This window comes from Methylomonas sp. HW2-6, from assembly GCF_052474525.1.
The window spans coordinates 125,215-144,212 of the sequence record NZ_CP184122.1 but is presented as its reverse complement, the minus strand read 5'-3'; the positions used below and the strand labels follow the sequence as shown (position 1 = coordinate 144,212).

Sequence of the window (18,998 nt, the reverse complement as noted above, 5' to 3'; positions counted from 1 at the left end):
CTGGTTAGGGTCAGGTCAGCATATCGCATTCCGAATTTTGAACCCGCTGGCTAAATGCATCTGAAATGCACTTTGCCAGCGGGTGTTCTCACTACCCATTGCACGGAGTGCGCCCACATTTTCTGTTGCGGTCCATTCTCGCCGGCATAATTCAGCCGGCTATACACATTATCAATTTGTCCGCGGTATTGACACATTGTTTTTTTCCACGAGCTTGCCCCATTTTATAAATATGGGTCTTCATGGTGGAAAACTATAATGGTGCAGCGTGGTGGTTTAGATCAAATTTGCGATGGTTCTGTCTTGGAGAACACCAGATTATTGGCACAAAGTCGGTGTCATTTCTTGCTTAGTGATTGATATATCGATAGATTTATTAATGGTGCGCGCTTGTGTACCAATTAATGTGGCATCGCGGTTAACTGTTTAATGCTTTTTGCGTGTTGACTCTTTTACGTCTGGCGTTTTTTAAGCTTTGTATTCAATTGGTTATCGGCGATACCACATTATATTTTTCCACTACGCAATGACGTTAAACGGGGCCGTTTAACAAACCATTCATGTGATGTGCTTTGCTAATGCCTAGCGTCATCCGGCAGACGGACTCAAAGTAACCGCAATGCCTTTTCTTCCTCTGGAAAGATTCAAAATGGCGGAGAACTTTCCCGAATACACCCCTTTCCACAACTCGATAAGCCTGAAGATAGACTGATGATCGACACTGCTCGTTATTTTTGGAAATTCACGTACTGTCGACGGGCACTGCTGGGTATCAGTCGTTCGCCAGTCGACTCGATGAATCAACAAGACATGAAAGTGACGCCTGAATCTGATTTCAAGTTCTTCGCGTGAGTGGGTGAGGCTAAGAAGTGGAACATCCTACCCGCGAGCGAGGCCAAGGACTTTGTGCGGCTGCCACATAATTCCGCTTTTGTCTGCTTTAGACACGCCACAATAGATCCGATAGAAGCACCGCAGGGTTACACGAAGTCGCGTACGAGTCGGTAACTGGTGAACGTGAACTGGTGGCACATTTTTAAGAAATTCCCGCTTACGAGCAGTCAGTATTTTGGTAAGCCAATAATGTTTCTTTAATACTGAATAAAATACAAATCATTTTCCTGATTCGGACCAGTTCATCTTCTGTATCTCGAACAAGTTGCGCAAACCACTTCGGCTCAGACATAGTTAGTTTTTCTAAAATTGTATAAGTATTAATGTTTCTCGGCTTTTTGAAGCGTTTTTTTTCAAATACCTTTTTCCCAACAAATTTGGCCTCAAACCACTCTATGCTGATTGAGTTGCTGCGATTGATTTTAATCCTGAGTCCAAGCGAAATTGACGGATATTCTAAGGCGACACTCTTTCGATTGTTGCTCCAATAATAAGTCACGTAATATTCTGCCTCTTTATGAAGAATTGCTCTCTGATTGATAATCCATTGATTAACTTGATTACATGATTGCCTGTCGCTTTGACTCAATGGATCGCTTATATTTTCATAACCCTGCCCCCTCTCTTTTAAGGTCGAATGGGTTATATCATTATTACCGTAATAAGAAGTTGACTCATAGCTAACAAAATGAGCAATGATTTTTAGCAAATAATGCTGCAACTTCCTGATGCGCTCGATTTTGTTTTCAGTTTCATACGCCAATATTTTCAATTCCATGGGGGCTTCGACTAAATAATCATCTATATAATAGATACGAAATCTATTTCTTTGTAGATTGAATTTTTTCGTTTGAACAAATTTGTATTCCTCCCATTTACCTATTCCCCAAATAATAGCGAATCTATCGTTTGTCATTGGCTCTAGTTTAATACCCAATGGATAACGATCGACGCCAACAATTGTTCTAATCAATCCAGAATAGCTTTCCGTATATTGTTCAATGACTAAACTGGCCTGTTCACGCAGCTGATCAAGCTGCTTGAATATCCATGCGCATACTTCTGGAGGAGCTTGATAGCGATGGTCTCCATCTGTATGTGTCAAATTACAGTCTCCCGGCGTAGCCATGGCATTCACCTTCCTAACATGATTTGAAAAGCCGCCATGCTAGCGGATCTAACGCTATAAACCCGCTGGCAAAGTGCATTTCAGATGCATTTAGCCAGCGGGTTCTCGCAACAGAAATTGGTAAGATCGACATGCGTCTATCATCAGTCGCCAAACCTTTCCATTACCTAATCAGGACTATTTTCATGTTTGTACTCGGTTTAGATATTGGTTATTCGAACGTTAAGCTCGCTTTCGGTGATCATCTTGCGCCACCAACCACAAAATTATTTCCCGCCGGGGCTGCACCTATTGAACACTTGCCCCAAGCAATCGATCGGGCGAGCGATACTTTACGTGTCACCCTCGACGGCGTCGCGTGGGGCGCTGGCATAAGTGTCAGCAAACTGAGCAATTGGAACCGCGCTCTACATCAGGACTATACAAACACCTCCTCTTACAGAGCGCTGCTTTATGCCGCATTACTAGCATCCGAACGTTCTGTTATCGACGTCTTGGTTACAGGTCTCCCGGTATCACAATGGCAAGAAAGGTCAGCTCGGCAAGCATTGACCAATCAGCTCAAAGGTGTTCACCAAATTACCCCGAAACGGCAAGTCGCTGTAGAACAGGTCCACGTCGTTCCGCAGCCAACCGGCGCCTTCGTCGAACAACTATTTACCACGCAAGACAGACGTTTAAGCAATGGCCGGGTATTAGTGATCGACCCAGGTTATTTTTCGGTGGATTGGGTGCTATTGAACGAAGGTGAAATTGTTTCTGCGTCGTCCGGAACCAGCTTGGAAGCTATGTCAGTGTTGCTAGACAAGACAAGTGAATTGATTTGCGACGACCATGGCGGCAAATTGACCCCTGAAAAAATTGAGGATGCTTTAAGATCCGGAAGCAGCAATGTGCTCTTGCTAGGCCAAGAGGTCATTCTCCAGGATTATTTGGCCGCTGCTGCACAATCGATCTCGATGATCGCATTAGAAGCCATGAAACAATCTCTCCGCCGAGAGAAGGGTTCTGTTGATATCGTCTTACTGGCCGGTGGTGGCGCATCCCTTTATCAGAACGCAACTAAAGAATTTTTCCCCTTGAACCCCATCTTTACGCCATCGCAGCCAACACTTGCCAACGCGTTAGGCTTTTTCTATTTCGGGAGGGGGTGACGGTGAAAGTATTGGTGACAATCAATCCGAATGCCAACCCAGAGCTTTACGCCGATATCGAAAGAATAAACTCCCGAGATCGGGCGGAACGAGTACGGACGCTAGCAACCATGGCTGTTGTCATCTAACAACTCGGATTACAGAACACGTCCGCCGTTTCTTATATACCAGCTAGTGACTTTGCGTCAGAGTCAACCTTAACAAAACTCAAATCGAGCTTAGCCGCCGAAGATTGAGAACTACTGCTATTGCATTTTTATATTCTTGTGATTTCTTAATAAGTAAGCCAAACATATGCGGAAATTGTTACTTATCTTGTACCTAGTTTCTTTGTCAGCTAATGCTTACTCGAATGCACTGATAAACTCGAATTGGGGAAAAATTGCCGCAGAAAAAGGGCTAGACCCCTTTGAATTGTATGCCGTATCATTAATGGAGTCATCGAAATACAGTGCAAATAACACCATAACACCATGGCCATTGGCCATCAACGCAGCGGGAACGGCTATTTTCCCGCAAAACCGTGGGGATGCTTTAAATGCCTTAGCACGTGAACTCGAAAAAGGAATTACATCGATTGATGTCGGATTGATGCAGATAAATATTAAATGGAACGGCTATCGTGTCAGCGATATAAGAAATCTATTCGATCCAGAAGTTAACCTTCGGGTCGGCGCCGACATACTTGCCGAAGCCATTCGCTCAGAACCGCATGATAAAACTCTCGGATTAGGTCGTTATCATGCAGGTTACGGCAACGAGCCCGATCGACTGGCACGCGCATATGCCTATGGAAGAAGGATATCGTTAATTGCAAATAAGCTTAGGAAGTATTTTGGAGACTAAAAATGACGGAGGAAATCGAGGCGTTCAACCTAAAGCTTTTATTGTTCATTCGAGAGTCCATGACTGATGATCAATCTAACAAATTGAAGATTTTACTTGGATTAGACAATGAAACAGCACGGCTAATACGCAGTATCAGTATTGGAGAAGTAATTACTTTATCTAAATCAGGATTTTTGTTGTTCTCTCCTCGAATAAACTGTGACGAATTTAGAAAAATATTGGATGCAAAAGAGCCTGATCCAAAAACACTAATAGAAATTATAAATAGAAATGGATAGTTATTTATGAGCCACAACGACAAGGCGATTACGGTTTTCAATAGACATGAATTAGCTCTCACAATGATTAGAGCGGGTTTTCGGACGTCTATCGTATTTATTCATACACAATTATCAAAACTGTTGCTGCGAAGACTTTACAAAGAATTGCATTTGAAATCACCAAGCTCTGGGTTGCTGTCATCATCTGCCTATGTCCTGTCCAGTCGCAGGAACCAGCTCTACGCTACCTTATTTATGCGAATATACTCAGAATTGAATGGACAACAAAAAAACTCTGTGGACGTGCGGATTGTGATCGACTCCTGGGATATTTTTAAAACGCTGGTGCCACAATATAATGATCTCGATATACATCCTAAATCGATCAATGAGGCGTGGACATTGACAAGGGACTTTCGATGTGAGACAAATTATTTTGAAACCTGCCCTAAATGCGAAAAACAATATTTGGCTTGTGATGACAGCCGCTTAGCAAAACGATGCCCTTACTGTAACGCTTCGCACTAATGCTAAAACTCAACAGTCAAAAAATTCGCTATCTGCCGATCCGCCCCAACCATATCGATGATGGTCGCATTGCTTGCCCGCATTGCCGGCGCAGAATTGTGCCGTACGTGTATTTTGAGTACGGCGTCGCCATGCACTCAAGTTGCAGATTATGTGGCGGGACAGTTCAGGTTTTCCGGGAAGCAAAAAAGCATATGACTTTATTAGGATTGCTTTTCCGCGTCCTTCTTTTTTTCGTTTTCTTGTTCTTGATGGTTGCCTATCATGGTTGAATTTGATGAATTACAACTTATTACCATTAAGATAATCCCATTACTTTTCTAACATACATCTGCGTTTCTTTAAACGGCGGAATGCCTTGATATTTGTCAACATTTCCTTCGCCTGCGTTATAAGCCGCCACTGCTAATTGTAAATTACCGTGGTAATGATCAATCAAAAATCGCATATACTGCCCCGCCCCGTCAATCGCTTGATCCGGATCTTCGCGGTTTGTAACACCAAACCTATCTGCAGTTTCAGGCATTAACTGCATAATGCCTTTCGCTCCTTTTTCCGATTCGGCGTGTGAGTTGAACGTCGATTCCACTGCGCCCATTCGGGCCAATAGACCCGATGGAAGACCGTATTGACTTTCCACCCGATCGAAAATTGGTTTCAAGTGGCTGGGCACGGCGTGATCAGCTTTCGGATGATAATCTGTCGGTGAATCTATTGATCCGGCTTCACTGTTTTTTTTTACGGCGTCGTTATAGTTGCCGATCGATCTTACTAAATCAGGTCGATTTTGCGTTGCAGCCCGATTCAACAATTCGGCGATATCACCGCCGATACCCTCGCCGTGTTCGGTCACTAATTTTTCACGCGCTATTGCGGTTCCAGCGCCATCTCCAAAACCAAAATCAGCTGGCCTTATTCCCATGCCTGTTTCCGTGAGCGCCGCTTTGTAGTATTCGAGCTGGGCCGGTGTTAATTGATTAGCCACTTCGTTGCCCTTTGTGTTCCTCCAAGCTTCAACGGCTTTTTTTCCGCCTTCACCTGCTTCACTAAAGGCTTTTTGTGCCGCATCCGCATAACCATCACCCTCCGCAAGATGTTTTGACATTGCATCGTAGAATGGACCTGCAATACCGTAGGCCTCATTTCCCAATGATTCTAATTGCAGTCTCGTACTATACAGCGCCCCAGCTACACCATCGTAATTCATTTCTCCAGCCGATTTTTCGCCTCTGGCCAGATGGTTTATCTCTTTGGCAAAGTATTGAGCCTTAGCCCCCGCCATTTCTGAAAATTCAGATCGGGTACCGGCATCGAGTTCGCTTGTTTCTTTATCGTGAAATCGGTTGACGTTTGCGTCGCCGTTTCGCACTTGATCCCCAATTTCAGCCATCCGTCCATCCACCTGCTGCGGCAAATTGCCGGCGGCACCACGCGGACTGACCACGCCGGCTCGATCGAATTCCGAGTGCGCTGCTCCGTAAGCCGGCGCATCTGCTCGAAGACCGGCATTTCTGTTCGGATCGGCATGCTGACCGGTTTCAGCTGCGAACGAGTCGCGAAGCAATTCAAACCCTGCAGTTTTTGCCTGTTTGGATTCGCTTGGATTCATAGTTCTGAATCTCGCCGGCGAATGTCCGGTGAGTAATGACATGCCGGCCGCCGCGTACGCTTGATCTTTATCCGTAATTAAGCCTGACGCTCGCCAGTCGCTGGCCAGCGTCTGAGCATCGCCACTGAGACCAAAGCGCATTAACTCATTGTTTAGGCGGCTCATTAAACCGGGTTTTGTACTGATCGTCTGTCCGGATTCCAATGCGCCGAATTGTGCATTCGTGCCCAGGCGGCTTTGCATCGACGCCGTGGCGCTATAGGCTTCCGATGCGGACAGCACGTCATTGGCCGACGATTGCAAACTTTGGAGCGTTTGATTGTTAAGACCCAGCGACACAACTTCGCGGGTACCGGACTGCGCATCGGTTGCCACGCTGCGCGCTAAGTCAGTCTGAAATCCCGCATCTTCGGTGAGCCGCGTCGCCATATCGAGTGCGATGTCGTTCGAACGTTGGCTGTTCAAGCCGAATTGACTTTGCAACCGGTCGCTGATGTCGCCACGAAGCCGGTCTTTTCGGGTTTGTTTGTCATTTCGAGTGGAACGTCCGCTGCTCTCGCTCTCCCCGTTCTCCTCGTCTTTTCTAGGAAACCAGCTGTCGCCCGCGGCCAGCCCGCCGGACAGCACCGACGCAAATTGATCCGAGGTGATATTGGTATCACTGTAGCGCTGTGCGTATGATGACCCTTCGCTGCGCATCAGCTTATCTGTTTCCGACGAACTGCTGTTCAGCCGCCGAGAAAAGGACGAACCGGTAGAGGCCTCTCGATTCGATGCAAAACTGTTGCCCGCAGAATTCGCCAGTGAACTCATAAATTGAGCACCGGCCTGGCGCATATAGTTCGATGACGACAAGACGGCTTCGGAAGCCTCGCGAGACACATTGAAGGTCGGCAGCACATTTTCCGCGCCGGTTCGGTGGGTGCCTTTCAGCGGAGAGTGTTGATAGGCCGACTGATTGGCAAACACCGGGGCCGTCGCCAACACGGCAGGCGATCCAGCGCGCTCGTCGATATAATCTCCGCTCTGCATGCGGCCCATGAAATGCGTGGCGGTGACCGAGCCGCCGTAGACCAGCATCAAGGCGATCGCAGGCGTCGAAGACGCCAGCATGCCGCCGATTGCCACCCAATCTTGCAACACCATATCCATTTGGTAAATCCCTTCGATCGAGGGAATATTGAAGCCTTGCGCATCCAGAGCGTCCATTTTTCCGAGAGCCGACATGGTGATGTACAAATTGATGACCGCCATGATCGGCATCCACAGTTGGATCCATAACAGCATTTTGAAGTACTGGCCAACCATCGAAATCCCGGCAGACCCCAGCATGACGGCGAAGACCATGAGCGGGGTAACGGCGTAACTGAGACCCTCTATCCAGGTCATCATCGGCCGGACGATCCGGGTAAACAGCGTCTGTTCTGCGGCCCATTGCATGTTGCGTTGCTGGATGGATTGATGGACCATGGCCGCTTTGTTCCACTTCAAGCCATCTTCATAGCGCCCGACGATACCTTTTTCGAACATTGGCACGATCAGGCTCGCCAGCATGTAATCGTTCGCACTGATCGTGCTATTGGACAAGGCCGTTAACGCATCGCTGATCCGCGTGGACACGTCCTCCGAGCTTTCGAGATTCAAGGTTTGTTTCAGTAAATCTTCTAAACCTGTGCTGCCATTGTTGGTAATGTAATCATCCAGCGCGACATAGGCATCGGTACAGGTCAATACCGTCGGACCGGCGCCCAAGTAGACTTCTGTGGTGTAGATTTTGGAATTGAAACGTATAGCCGCCATCACGCTCGCCGTACGCATGATCGCATCTAACGTGGTCTGATTTAAATCGACCCCGGTTAACGTACATTCTTTTATGTAATTGACGAACGAAGCTTCCAGATCGACCTTGGCCCTCGGTGAATTGGCTTTTCCCAGAGTTATCCGCGATAACAGGTTTTTTCGGACAGCAATTAAGGTATTGAGCGGATCCGCGAACCCGTGTTCGGTCATACTCGGTACCGCGAACGCCTGTTCGAACAAGCGCGTCATGCGATAACCCATATTGGACAGGATGGAACCCGCTACCGCCGGCCCAAACGGCACATTGTTGACCACAACCACGTTACCCGAGTAGGCGTCTTCAACCTTGACGACTACACCCGGCGCAAAGAGCGCGGTATAAATCAGCATAGAGGCAAAGACATCCTGATAGCGAATGCCACTCGCATTGAATTGGGTCAAACCTCGCAGCATCACCATCGTCACTCCCAGTGATGCGCCGACTGCAGCAGCTCCTTTGTAATCGTCGGTTAAAGAAATCATCGCGATCGCATTCAGTATCGCTGCGAGGAACTGGGAGTCTCCAATCGAAAATATTTCGTAAATCACCTGGTTTCCTCCTGAGTGGGATAATTGGCGGCGCTAGCGCCGGTTTGATCGAATGACGCGTAGTTACGGGTTGGGGTGGCTTTCATGATATTCGAGTAAAAGTCGACCACAGCTTTGATATTGCCGTATCGCATCGCCAATTCCGTGGATTCCGCTTCAATTTGTTGCCGAGCAGCATTTAGGGTTTCGGCCAGCTTGCTGGCATAGGCGCCATCTTGAAGCGAAGCCGCTTGCCGGACGGCATCATAAAGTCCCTGTACAATCAGTTGCGCCAGTTCAAGGGCGATTGCCGGTGACGCGTCCTCAGCAAACAAACGGGCCATGCCGTAATCTTGCCTCGCCATGTTGCGAATCATCGCTGAGACGGCACCTGGCACTAGTTCCATGAAGGCTTTTTCTTCCGCTGTTAACTCGCCACTATTGGTCCCGAATTTGTATACAAGGCCTGGCTTTACATTATTGCCGACTAGTAAATCTGAAACTCTTTTTCGCAAGCCGACCAGAGTCACCGGTTTGGGAGTGGGATTTAAACAACCATCAGCATCGTCGGTATCGCATTCGTAAATATTGACTTTCGCGTAATTGCCAGTGCCGGTGCCATTCAAGAGTTCTTTAAGACCAAGAATGCCTTTGAATGTCTGAACCGGATTGCTTTCGCCATTGCCGTCCGGTGCTGAAGTCGGTTCGTTGACAATGACAGTACCGCTGATACTCATCATCGCTTCCAGTAAACTATTCCCCCCAAATTGAAACCAGTTGCTCGCTTGCTTTTCGTTCAGCGCCCGCCAAACCAAATTGCCTTGAATTTTGGTTTTCATTGCGGAAGCGGCATTGTTTTTGACTTGTTGTGTCGGGTCTCCTTGGGTGCTGGTATTTGTTCTCGATCCAAAAACGTCGGTAATTCCTCTGGTAAACGAGAGTTCCGACTTTTTCATGTTCTCGGTAGCCCATGCCGGTAACAGGCTGGTGGTATCATTCACAATACCTTGAGCCAATTGACAGGAATTCGAGAACATCTGATTGAGATCCTGGATCCGTTTTTGCAAGCCGGACATCAGAACCCCGCACTGATTACACATCGCATCAATCGCCAGTTGAAAGGCATAACCGGTTGCGTTAGCAGCGACCGCTCGCATCAAGGTGATGAACTGGTCTTTATTGATGAACGAGAAACTGCCACCAAATAAATCAATCCCGCCGCAACCGGCGCTAAACGAAGGGGGTTGCAAGGAGATCATCTTGGTTTCCACAATCTTATTACGGGAGACGATTGATCCACCGGTAATTACTCCTCGCCTTTGACCTAGGTGTGCGGTAGGTGTTGTGACATTAGTCATTGTGCCGAACATCGCATCCAATTCCTCTTGCAAGTCGGCAAACCCACTGGCCGGTAGCGCAAGCATCCACGCCAGAAAGATCATTCGAGAAATACGCAAGTGCCTCATAGCAGCTCCCAGTAGGCAAGTTAACAAAACAGTTAAGGCAGTACTGGTTGCCCTCGCAATGCCTCGACCAATCGGCCAGGATCGTTCATTACCGGCTCGGTCAATGATCCTGCCTCCGGAATCAAATAACTCGAATCCGTAACACCGCGCGCCGTGCTAAACAGTTGATCCGATACCCACCCGGCGTTTTTGGCCGACACCAATACCCGAGTGGTCAAGTCGTCAAGCGAGACCACGCCTTGAGCAATCGGCAAGATTTCGTTTGGGGGCTTCATTAAGAACAAAGCCGGAGTAGACATCACGCCTAACGCCTTTGCCTGTCCAGTATCCGATCTGAATTGCTTATAGAATCCCGACGGCATCGGCTTGCCATCCAAAGACACCGGATAAATTTTGAAACCGAAACGCTGCTCCAACACCGTTAACAAGGGCGCTTGCGCTTCGCAAAAATGGCAATCCGAACGAAAAAAAAACAAAAGGGCAGCTTGTCTGGATATCGTCGACATGGCCCGTTCATTCGCCTGTGTCGCCATTTGATTGGCGGCATTGGATGCAAACGTGGCCATCGGCCGGCGGTTATTCTCGTCCAGCCGCGGATCGCTCATAACTACTCGTTGCGCCACAGTGGCAAACTTCTGGGCTTTATCCATCATTACCCGTTGCAAGTAGTAGTAAGCCGCCACGTTCTTTTCAGTGGGGTTATCGACGGCGGCGTCCTTGTAGTGTTCGAGATTTTTTCTAAACCATTCAGCAGAGAGGTATTCGGGCGGCCGAGGGGGTTCAGAGGGAGGATTAGGATTTGATGAAATCTTTTCCTCTGTCTGAGGCGGACTGGCAGTTTGCTCTATACTAGTGTCAGGAGTTGTTTCACGCCAAAACCATCCCCGCTGTTTGTCCAGAAAAAAAGACGGCTCTCCCTCATCGGATCGAGCCGTCAACGGGAGCAGCAGGCACAGCAATAGGAGCAGACATGGATTCATGGTTTCATTATCTCGTTTTTAAAAATTCAAACCCGCTGGCTAAATGCCTCTGAAATTCACCTACTCAGGCCCCCTGGCCGTTTCAATCCCCTTTCAACGAGTACCCTGATGATCGATGACATGGAAATTTCTATTTCGAAAGATGAATACAGGTTATTACTGGAGTTTTTGTTCTTGGCCGACAGGTGCGTGCTCAGTGCAGAACGGAAGAACCTCAAGTCCACCGAGCCTTATCGCGCGCTGATCGAAAAACTTTTGAGCTACGCCGAACGGTTCCAATGTGCCGATTTGGTCGTCGATATCCCCGGACTCCCTCACCGAATGGTGTCCGACTCCTTAGAATCAAAACTCATTTACAAAATCTTCAGCGAGTCGTTAAATGAGGATCAATTCTGGTTGAAACTCGCCCATGCTCTGGCGGTAAGAGACGTCGACGCCGAATTAGGCGCGATTCCTGCTCAACCCCAAAGCTCACCCGGACAAACCGAATTGGATGAAATGCGCCTGTTCAAGCTGGCCGAAAAACTCCTCGAATGGCGTAACGAATTGCTCCGGAACGGCCTCAGCCGCTTAGAGTTACGCGCTCCGACGGCATTCGACGTGGTGAGCCCAAAAGGCCGATCCGACATCAATTAAGCGCGGCAATCACCGACTTATCCACAAAATCTGTGGACAAGCTTGTGACAAATCAGTCAATCATCGGCAAACGCCCCCACAATTCAACCAGTTAGAAAACTGTGTAATATTTGGGCAATCTCTCTGTCATCCCCTAGGTCATCGGCATAGCGGCAAGCATTGACACCAGACCCATCACGGTGGATATCGCCGAAGTCGCGGTGGCCTGAATCTGGCTCAATTTACTGAACACATCGGCCGGCTGAGTGTAATCGACGATTTTCTGGAACTTCAGGATGTGTTCCGCCACGCTGCGGCGATCGCCCATCCCGTCGACCAAGCCAAGTCCTAACGCGTCTTCTCCGCTCCAGACCATTCCCGTAAAGAGATTCGGATCGTCTTTCAACCGATTCCCGCGGTGCGTTTTCACCACCTCGATGAATTGGTGGTGTACGTGAGACAACATGGTTTGCAGCTGTTCGACGGCTTCGGGTTCCGGGTCGGAGAACATATCGCCGACGCCCTTGAATTTTCCAGCCGTATACAATCGGCGCTCAACGCCCAGTTTTTGCATGATGCCGGTAAATCCGAACGAGTCCATTCGCACGCCGATCGATCCGACCATGCTGGCCCGATTGGCATAGATTTCATCGCCGGCCACTGCTACGTAGTATCCGCCGGAAGCGCCAAGGTCGCTGATCACGGACACTACTTTCTTATCCGGAAATTTTGTTTTCAGGCGTAGCACTTCATCGAAGATCATGCCGGCTTGTACCGGCGTCCCGCCGGGACTATTAATTTCCAGCATCACAGCTTTCGCCTGATTCTGCTCGCAGGCGGTGCGCAAGCTGGCAATCACGCTATCGGCATTGGTTTGGCCGTCCGGGGCGATTTCGCCGCTAATACGCACCATCGCGACATGGGGTTGATTCCGGTTAGTCAGAGACGACCAATTGGAGTAGACGGACAGTCCTAAAAAACTCAATACTGCCAATAGCGATAGCGTTCTAAATGCGGTATTGATGCGCTGGGTTTTGCGCATGACATCCGCGTTGCTTTTGACGATTTCTAGCAAGGCGTTTACGGTAGTCGAGTTTTCGGTCATTGTTTTCACTCCAGAATTTCATAGTCAATGGAATTTCGGATATCCACCCAATAGCTCGGCTGCGATATCGCGAATAATCGCCCTTTCCAGGCTGCGAGGTGTTGTCCTTCACTGAGACACCAAGCGAATAACCAATGGCCGTCGGCCGTCATGCCGCGCAAGACTTGACGAGCTTTCGGGTTATCCCACGCGGTTTGTCCCGCATCCTGAAACTGATTCGCCGGATCGAAGGTGGCCGGTACCGGTGGCGCCCGGCGGATTACCAGGCTGTGGGCGGTGGCCACGCTATCGTCTTTGTCCGTGGCGCTTTGCAAAATTACCGGATAACCTAAGATTTCGTCGCGCGCGGGATCGCGGGGCGCCGGCTCCATATCGGCGAGACGCAATACTGCCCACAACGGTTCGCCGCCACCCGTCAGGCTATACACCCGCCAGCGTACGCTTTTGTCATCACCGCAGTTATCCTGGCACGTCGCCGTCAATCCGGCTTGCCGCACAGCGGTTTCGAAGCGGCGAATCATATCCAAGCGAGCAGTGACCGGGATGCTGAGCGAATTGGCATAGCTCTCGTCCATATACAAGCGGCCATACACTTTGTACAAGTCGGCCGGCTTTGCGGACGGCGTTAACAGGCTCAGTGCCAATCCCGCCATGCCGATGCCCGTGCTGACGTCCATTCCGGCCGGGGACAACGGTGCGCCAGTGGCTACCGCCCCGACGAAACTGGCGTCTTCGGCCACATTCCGTATCGGACTGGTCGCACCGGCTGGCATCGCAGCCATTGCCTCTTTACGGGCCTTAAACTGCTTCGCTCTGAATTCTCTATACATCGAATTCTGCACATCGAGCCGCTCACTCCGACTGCCGAGTACGTCGCGAATTAAAAACGAAATTTGATGCGCTTCCTCAGTCGGCAGCACTTTACGGTGCGCCTCCGAAATCGCAATGGGTCGGGAGGCCGGAGCGCACGCCGTCAAGGACAACGCGATGGCGGCGGCTAGCGAGCGAACGATGGTTGATGTCATGGCAGTTTTCCTTAAGGTTTAGACGGAGCGAGACCTGGACCCATGGACCAGCCTTGTTCCTCCGCGTCTTGCCGGGTCTGGTTCATGTCGATGCCTTGCAACCGCAGCACATTGCGGTCCGCCGTATTGCGACGGTCGCCCTTATAATTCAAATCGGAACTGGCGCCGGTCAACACGTCCAAATTGAGTTTTTCCGGGGTTTGCGCCGTCGGTAAGCGCCCGGTACTGGTGAGAATACCAATCCATTCGTCCAGATGAACCTTGCTCCAATCGACTTTTTGCAGTTCGCTGATTGCAATGCCTTCGCACTGGGGCGACTTAGGCGGTCCGAAGTCCTTGCCTAATTGCGGCCGGATTTGTTCCTGCAGTATTCTGGCCAACGGCGAGTTGAAACAACAATAGGCGTAGTTCTGTTGAACGCACATCCCCAGTATCTTGGAGCCGCAGTACTGTCCGACAAAACTACAGGCTTTCACGGCGTTTTTGGCCATCAATTCGTATTCTTTCTGCTCGCACTTGTAGATCATTTGCACGACCATGTTCAGAATTTGATAGATGGCATAGGCGATCATGATGACGTTGAGCATCGTCCCGATATAAGCCGCCCCTCCCCCCAACTGGAGTTCAGCACCGGTACCTTGTAAATTACCGGCCGCATCCACCGCTGAGGTAGTCCCTTGACTGCCGGCCGCGCTGAATAAAGCATTTGCGGCCTCCGGCCCGAACACATCGGCTGTCCAGGACACCATTTTTTCCATGGCTGTATTCCGCAATGAACTGACCACATCCAAATACGCGGTTTTGGTAAAGCTGGCCGTGCACTCGGAGCCAATGTTATCGACGACGGAATCGAGTTCGGCCAATACGTTGTCCCAGGCCGTTTTAATGGGGGTATAAACCGCCTCACCGGCATCGATCAAAGGGTCACTTAATTTTTGCCATGCCCCGCGGATCGGGTTGGTATCATCCAAGCGCATGATAATGTTGTGGGTTTTGCTGACCTTGTACATCAGATCGATGTACTCGCCGATGCCGATGGAGGTCGGCGATTTACAGCAATCGATTTCACTGGTCAGATTGACTACTTTGCATGACCCTCCCTTGCCCTCGAAGACCTTGCAGGTGGTCACATCTTTCGGGTCGCTACAGGTTTTATCCATCGCCGCTTGTTGTGCCGAATTCAACGCGGCCAAGGCATTGGTAAAATCCTGGCTTTGTGTTCGGGTAATATCAACACAATCTTCGCCCATACAGCGTACCGTTTCGCCGCAGTCCGGTTTCACGGACGCCGTCGCCTTTATCACGCCGAATTCCTTTCCGCAATCATAGGTATCCTGATACAGCCAGCACTTTCCGCTAGCGCCAATCGTCCCGTCGACGCACTCGGATCGGACGAAGGCACAGCCGCGCGCTTCCAGGGTTGCGCAGGTCTCCGGCACCTGCGCTTCAATATCGCTGACACACTGTCGGGTTCCGTCCGGCTTTGTCCAACACGGAATATCGTTGGAATTGCACGTCGCGCTCATGGTCGCTTTGGTGCAGGTTTCCGGAATATTTTTGAAAGGTGCGTCTTTGAAATTCGGTTCGCACACCCACATTTGCCCCACCGAGGTGGTGATGGCCATGCAATATTTGTCGCCGATCTTGATCCCGGCGTTGATATCACATGTGGTTTTCACGCTTTTGCAAATTCCGTCGTCCGCCGCCTTGATTAGGTTCTGGCAGGACTTGTCGTTCATGGTCCATTCGTCCCGAATAATAATTTTCATCGGATCGTATTTCAGTCGGATTTGCGCAAAGGCTTCGCCGCATCCTGAGACCAACGCCTCCGCATTGAATTTCAAGATGGAATTCTTCCGGGCGTTGACAAAAGGTTCTGTCACATTGATGTTGGGATAGGCCTGCCAACTGGTCGACATTTCGCACTTGGGCGACGGTGCCCAGCCGTTGTAACCCGTCCAGACCAGCTGGTCATTGATATGAACCCGCATATAGTCATCCCATTGGGCATACAGAATGGTCGCGGAAATGATCGCTTCCGGATGCTTCACGATGTATTGGCTGGACACAGTGGGATGGGCGCAGCCGCCGTCGCACCAGTAGTTGTCACCCACAATGCCCACCCAAAGATCCACGCATCCGTCCCCACAGGATGCAATTTTGGTTTCCCCTTGGGCCGGTAGAATGACCGGCTCTAGCAGTACATCGTGACTGGCGACGCAGGTATTGGTAATGGGAGGGTTACGCCGACAGGTTTTGTAATCCGGTTGCGTGCCTTTACCGGGGGTGAGTGTCGCCTTGACCTCCTTATTGCAGTCGGTGAAATATTGCGAGAACAGATCGTGGTTCTGCATGACATAATCCGTCGTTCCCCAGATGGGATCATCGAATAGATTGGGATGCGCCCGATTCGCCGACTTGATTAGAGTCCGGTACGCTTCGCCGGTATGGCTAGTTTGGCTTTCCATGCTCGTTTGCATGTCGTTGCCGGCTTTGATGGTCGCTGCGTTTTTGCCGTACAACTGGGTGAAGGTCGTGGCGTTACCCGTTTCTGAATCCGGATACAATTCGCTGATTGGGACCGATACGTCCTTACCGGTATTGGGAAAAAGGACCAAGCTTTTTTGATCGGCGCTGAGTGTCGGCATTACAAACCCGCTGACGGCGCTTTCACCGGTTTGTTGTCCAATTTTGGCTGATTCGCTCATAGTGTCAGCGACCACCGCATGGGTCGGCACCCAAATCAACAACACCATCAAGAAATGGCAAATGGCTCGGGTAGATGTGCGCTCGGAAAATTCGATAGCCATCTTAAAATCCTATGCAACAGTCAGTCCATCGCCACAATATGTAGACGTGGTATTCGCCGGAACCGGGATAAGAATGGCCTGCTCCCCATAGCAAATCACTTTCGCCAATCGCATGTTTGCTCTGGGTATCGGCCACTGGGTAAAACATGGTGGTAGCGTATTGGGATTTCGGAATAAACGGGGAAATCGTCCCGCCGCAGACGTGATCATCGCCAACGGTTCTATGGGCCAGGCCGCGCCGATGCAGTGCGGCCGTAGCTCTTGTCATCAATAAACTGCTTTGACGCGGCGCAATGCCTTCACCGGGATGGGCGTGACCGGACAACGGATAGATGCCACCCCAGGCCCCGGCGCACCAGAACATTTCGTCAATCGGCCGGCCGGCGGACGCCGCAATAGCATCGAACGAACACGCCGCCAATGCCACTGGATTCGCAAATAATACGACCTCCGGATTGGTGAAGAATGCCAATTCATCATTGTTCCAGGTCGGATCCAGTTCCGAGACATACAGCAAATCGAAATCTTTGTATCCGTCGGCAAAGCACCGATCTTCCCAGAATAGATCGAGCATGACGTATATCGGGAATGCGTAATAGTGATAATTGAGGAAGACTATTTCATCAGTGTCGTATACAACAGGCGACGAACCACCCCACAATCGCACATTCGACTGATTGATTTTTGTGCCGCCGAGCGTCGGCGCGCACCAAGGATTCGGCACCAACTCCACGACCCTGGCCGGACCCCAATAGCCCATGGTCATACCCACTTCCGGGATAAGCTCTTTGCCGTCGCAAACGCAGTAGACATTACTGGCGGCGGACGACGGAACCAAATCGTCGCCCACGGATGAATCGCCGCTACCTTTTGATTGCGGCGCGCGAAAATCCAGCACACCGCCGGCCAGCCGAATCGGAAACAAACATCCCCAGCAGATATCGGTAATCAATTTCCCTGACCAGAGTTCCGCGTCCGGACATAGGGCGTCCGCAGCACGTGACTGGCCAGAACACAAACACGCACACAGCAATACAAGTTGCAACCACGTCGCTGGTTTAGTCATGGCCTGCCACCGCGATTTCTCTAACTTTGATGTGCATGCCGTCTTGTTCGACAACGCTGGGAACCGCTTCGAGATTAAAACGTTGCCGCACGTCGGCGGTGAGTAAGAACACCGATTGTCCCAACCGTTCTTCGAGCGCATTGAACGCCTGCCATCCTTGGTCCCGTTCCAACCCGGTAATCAAATACGTCACCGGACGGCCTGTTACCGCCTTTCCCTCGCGCTCAGCTGCCGCGACTTGATCGGGTTGCGTGGCATCGAAGACCACCAGACGCTGGGTAAAAGGCAGTTGACTCAGCGGATTGATGCGCTGCCCTTGTCGGACGATGATCTGTCCTGCCGGGGTGACGACGTCTCTTGGCGCCGTCACGGTGATATCAATCAACCGCTCGCGATCTTGTCGTGCCGTCACGAGCGATAATAGTTCGGCTTTTTGCCAGAAATGGGCCTGTGCTTCGCGTTTCTTAGCTGCCCAATCGATGCCGGCCATTCGCGTCTTCATCACCTCGATCAAATCCAGCTCGGCGATAGCCTGCGTATCGCCGTGTACGCCCAGATCCACGACTCGATCATCCGGCGCCTGACGCGATTTTAACTGTGCCTCCAACCAGGCGATATCGGTAACCCCTTCCACCTTGGCCAGAACACGGTCGCCCTCCTCCACCGTCAAACTCGGCACCACCTGAATATGGGCATTCTGAAAACGGGTCGGATCCAGTTCGATAGACGGAACCCTCTGAGCATCCAGCGTTTGCGCCAAACCATGAATTTCGCGAATAAATTCCTGCACCCGCTGACCGTCGCGTATGCCCCTGAAAACCACTAACACATCGTCTCGGCCGGCGGCCGCTTCGAATAGATTGAGCAGGCCGGCCCGACCCAAGGACGTCGAAGCGTACAGGACATAATGCCGGCGTTGATCACGCTTCGGCTTGGCGAAGGGTTGCGGTGAAGGCGCATGCTTTAAGGTTTCCAAGGCCAGCGCCTTGGCATTCGCGGCGTGCGGATTGGCATCCAACCAGGCCGGACGCGGTCCTTTTTGAGCGTGCTGCATCAACGCCTTCGAACGCTCTAACCAATCGGTATCGGCACCGGCCATTGGTACCGACCCACCGATCAATACCGCCGCCACCGCTATGGG

14 protein-coding genes are annotated in these 18,998 nt (G+C 50.5%); 5 read left to right on the top strand and 9 right to left on the bottom strand.

Going from position 1 to position 18,998, the window contains the following annotated elements:
- Window positions 1-1,051: 1,051 nt before the first annotated feature.
- Window positions 1,052-2,023, bottom strand: a complete 972-nt coding sequence (mobI, locus tag ACH518_RS00750; RefSeq protein WP_445370002.1) for a conjugative transfer protein MobI(A/C) — start codon at window positions 2,021-2,023, stop codon at window positions 1,052-1,054.
- Window positions 2,024-2,208: 185 nt separating this feature from the next.
- On the opposite strand from mobI, the gene ACH518_RS00745 reads away from it, so the two are divergent.
- From ACH518_RS00745 to ACH518_RS00730, 4 genes are all read left to right on the top strand, one after another.
- On the top strand, window positions 2,209-3,177 hold the full coding sequence (locus tag ACH518_RS00745; RefSeq protein WP_445370001.1) for a ParM/StbA family protein: 969 nt from the start codon (window positions 2,209-2,211) through the stop codon (window positions 3,175-3,177).
- Between the two features lie 294 nt (window positions 3,178-3,471).
- Window positions 3,472-4,023, top strand: coding sequence for a transglycosylase SLT domain-containing protein (locus ACH518_RS00740; protein ID WP_445370000.1), 552 nt, complete (start codon window positions 3,472-3,474; stop codon window positions 4,021-4,023).
- Between the two features lie 2 nt (window positions 4,024-4,025).
- A complete protein-coding gene (locus ACH518_RS00735; protein WP_445369999.1) occupies window positions 4,026-4,304 on the top strand; it encodes a flagellar transcriptional regulator FlhD in 279 nt (92 codons plus the stop codon).
- A gap of 6 nt (window positions 4,305-4,310) precedes the next feature.
- The gene (locus ACH518_RS00730) at window positions 4,311-4,814 is read left to right on the top strand and encodes a FlhC family transcriptional regulator (protein WP_445369998.1); all 504 of its coding nucleotides are present in this window, start codon (window positions 4,311-4,313) and stop codon (window positions 4,812-4,814) included.
- A gap of 298 nt (window positions 4,815-5,112) precedes the next feature.
- Here ACH518_RS00730 and ACH518_RS00725 read toward each other — a convergent pair whose 3' ends face one another.
- The 3 genes from ACH518_RS00725 to traF are packed head-to-tail and all read right to left on the bottom strand — an operon-like array spanning window position 5,113 to window position 11,236.
- Window positions 5,113-8,811 (bottom strand): conjugal transfer protein TraG N-terminal domain-containing protein, encoded by a 3,699-nt coding sequence (locus ACH518_RS00725; protein WP_445369997.1) that lies wholly within the window; start codon window positions 8,809-8,811, stop codon window positions 5,113-5,115.
- Window positions 8,808-10,256, bottom strand: coding sequence for a conjugal transfer protein TraH (locus ACH518_RS00720; RefSeq protein WP_445369996.1), 1,449 nt, complete (start codon window positions 10,254-10,256; stop codon window positions 8,808-8,810). The genes ACH518_RS00725 and ACH518_RS00720 overlap by 4 nt, the downstream gene beginning before the upstream one ends.
- Window positions 10,257-10,288: 32 nt before the next feature.
- Window positions 10,289-11,236, bottom strand: coding sequence for a conjugal transfer protein TraF (gene traF / locus ACH518_RS00715; protein ID WP_445369995.1), 948 nt, complete (start codon window positions 11,234-11,236; stop codon window positions 10,289-10,291).
- A gap of 108 nt (window positions 11,237-11,344) precedes the next feature.
- On the opposite strand from traF, the gene ACH518_RS00710 reads away from it, so the two are divergent.
- A complete protein-coding gene (locus tag ACH518_RS00710) occupies window positions 11,345-11,872 on the top strand; it encodes a hypothetical protein (RefSeq protein ID WP_319961004.1) in 528 nt (175 codons plus the stop codon).
- 133 nt (window positions 11,873-12,005) lie between these two features.
- On the opposite strand, the gene ACH518_RS00705 is transcribed toward ACH518_RS00710, so the two are convergent.
- Genes ACH518_RS00705 through ACH518_RS00685 form a run of 5 tightly spaced genes read right to left on the bottom strand, consistent with a single transcriptional unit; the run spans window position 12,006 to window position 18,956 of the window.
- On the bottom strand, window positions 12,006-12,956 hold the full coding sequence (locus ACH518_RS00705; protein WP_445369994.1) for a S49 family peptidase: 951 nt from the start codon (window positions 12,954-12,956) through the stop codon (window positions 12,006-12,008).
- A gap of 5 nt (window positions 12,957-12,961) precedes the next feature.
- Window positions 12,962-13,981 (bottom strand): hypothetical protein, encoded by a 1,020-nt coding sequence (locus ACH518_RS00700; protein ID WP_445369993.1) that lies wholly within the window; start codon window positions 13,979-13,981, stop codon window positions 12,962-12,964.
- Window positions 13,982-13,992: 11 nt separating this feature from the next.
- Window positions 13,993-16,791 carry a conjugal transfer mating pair stabilization protein TraN gene (gene traN, locus ACH518_RS00695; protein WP_445369992.1) on the bottom strand — a complete coding sequence of 933 codons (2,799 nt, stop codon included), beginning with the start codon at window positions 16,789-16,791 and terminating at the stop codon, window positions 13,993-13,995.
- Between the two features lies 1 nt (window position 16,792).
- Complete coding sequence (locus tag ACH518_RS00690; RefSeq protein WP_064023749.1) at window positions 16,793-17,857, bottom strand: TraU family protein; 1,065 nt, start codon at window positions 17,855-17,857, stop codon at window positions 16,793-16,795.
- Window positions 17,850-18,956 (bottom strand): TrbC family F-type conjugative pilus assembly protein, encoded by a 1,107-nt coding sequence (locus tag ACH518_RS00685; protein ID WP_445369991.1) that lies wholly within the window; start codon window positions 18,954-18,956, stop codon window positions 17,850-17,852. Before ACH518_RS00685 ends, ACH518_RS00690 begins: the two co-directional genes overlap by 8 nt.
- Between the last annotated feature and the right edge of the window lie 42 nt (window positions 18,957-18,998).